A 1,433-nucleotide genomic window follows, 5' to 3' on the forward strand; every position below is an offset into this window, starting at 1 on the left:
CGGCGAGCGCGAGGAAGACGGCGTCGAAGGCGGCGCCGGCCTCGACCGCCTCGCCGACGACCCAGGAGCCGGCCGCCTGCGCCGACATCGCCCCGGCGGAGTAGACGGCGTACGCCGACGCGCGAGACTCGTCGGGCAGGGACGCGAGCAGGTAGGTATCGGCCACCGGGAACAGCATGTGGATGACGAAGCCGACGACGACGCTCGCGAGGACGACCGCGACGAGTCCCGAGGCGGCGACGACGAGGACGACGCTCCCGACGAACGCCGACACGATCCCGAGGAGGAACGGCACGTACGGGAGTCGGTCGGCGAGGTCGCCGGCGAGGAGGAACGCCGGTACCCCGGCGGCGAAGATCACCGTCAGCAGGTTCCGTGCGGCCGCCGGCGGGATCCCCTTGTCGATCATGTACAGCTCGTAGAAGTTGAACAACCCCTGCCAGACGAAGCTCGTGAGCCCCATCAGAACGACTCCGGCGAGGATCAGCTTCCACTCCGTGCGCACGCCGGCGAGGAAGTCGGTGTCGCCCGCGCCGGCCTCCGGGAGGTCGGTCCGGCGAGCGAGCGCGGAGAAGACGACGGTCGTCGCGGCCGTGACGAGCGCGAGCCCGTGGAACGCGAGCCGCCAGTCGTACCAGAGCGCGACCGTGACGACCGGCGCGGCGACGACCGCCGCCAGCTGGCTCGCCATTCCGTGGATCCCCATCACGCGGCCGACGCGGTTCGGGAACAGCTCCGAGAGGAACGGGTTGGCGGCGACGAAGTAGACGCCGGAGCCGCAGCCGACCGCGAACGCCGCGACCATCAGCGCGAGGACATCGGACGCGATCGCGACGCCGAACGCGCCCGCGACCAGCACGCTCCCGGACGCGAGGATCACTCCCTGGCGGGAGAACCGAGTGAGCGCCCACCCGGCCGGGAGTCGCGGCGCTGCGGAGCCCAACCACGCGAGCGTGACGATGAGTCCCGCCGTGCCCTCGCCGATCGCGAACGCGTCGATGAACTCCCCGACCAGCGGCGCGAACACGATGCGAGCGAAGTTGACGAGGAAGACGAGCCCGCAGAGCGATCCGAACAGGCGGGTCCGTGACACAGTCGACGTTGCCGGCCGCGGGAGACAAGCGTTGCGAAAGCGGGCCGGGGGCCGTCGTCTGACCGGCGTCGTACGGGGTTTTTATACCGGTCGGGGCCCAAACTTCGAGACATGAAATCGACGCGGAAGGGGCTACGCGACGGCGACCTGTTCAAGGACACCTACGAGCGGCTCAACTGCGCCGACTGCGAGATGGTGTTAAAAAAGGAGAACGACCCGGACGAGGTGTTCTCGGTGCGCGTCTGTCCGGAGTGCGGCACCGAGTACAAGGAACTCCGCTGACGACGGGGGCGACCCGACCCGACGCCGAACGCTCTCTCGCCTCTCGCCCGATCACCCT

General features: G+C 69.7%; 2 protein-coding genes. One reads left to right on the forward strand and one right to left on the reverse strand.

Translation table 11 applies throughout. The features are described from left to right. On the reverse strand, nt 1-1,093 hold a 1,093-nt coding region (locus GJ633_RS16600; RefSeq protein ID WP_321169138.1), incomplete at its 3' end, for an MFS transporter. Between the two features lie 111 nt (nt 1,094-1,204). On the opposite strand from GJ633_RS16600, the gene GJ633_RS17430 reads away from it, so the two are divergent. Continuing rightward, the gene (locus tag GJ633_RS17430) at nt 1,205-1,375 is read left to right on the forward strand and encodes an HVO_0758 family zinc finger protein (RefSeq protein WP_197431390.1); all 171 of its coding nucleotides are present in this window, start codon (nt 1,205-1,207) and stop codon (nt 1,373-1,375) included. Nucleotides 1,376-1,433: the final 58 nt, after the last annotated feature.

The organism is Halorubrum sp. CBA1125 (genome assembly GCF_009742825.1).
Taxonomy (GTDB): Archaea; Halobacteriota; Halobacteria; order Halobacteriales; family Haloferacaceae; genus Halorubrum.

Excerpts from the sequence above, each read along its gene's own strand:
- GJ633_RS17430 (WP_197431390.1), top strand. The coding sequence starts at position 1,205 with ATGAAATCGACGCGGAAGGGGCTACGCGACGGCGACCTGTTCAAGGAC.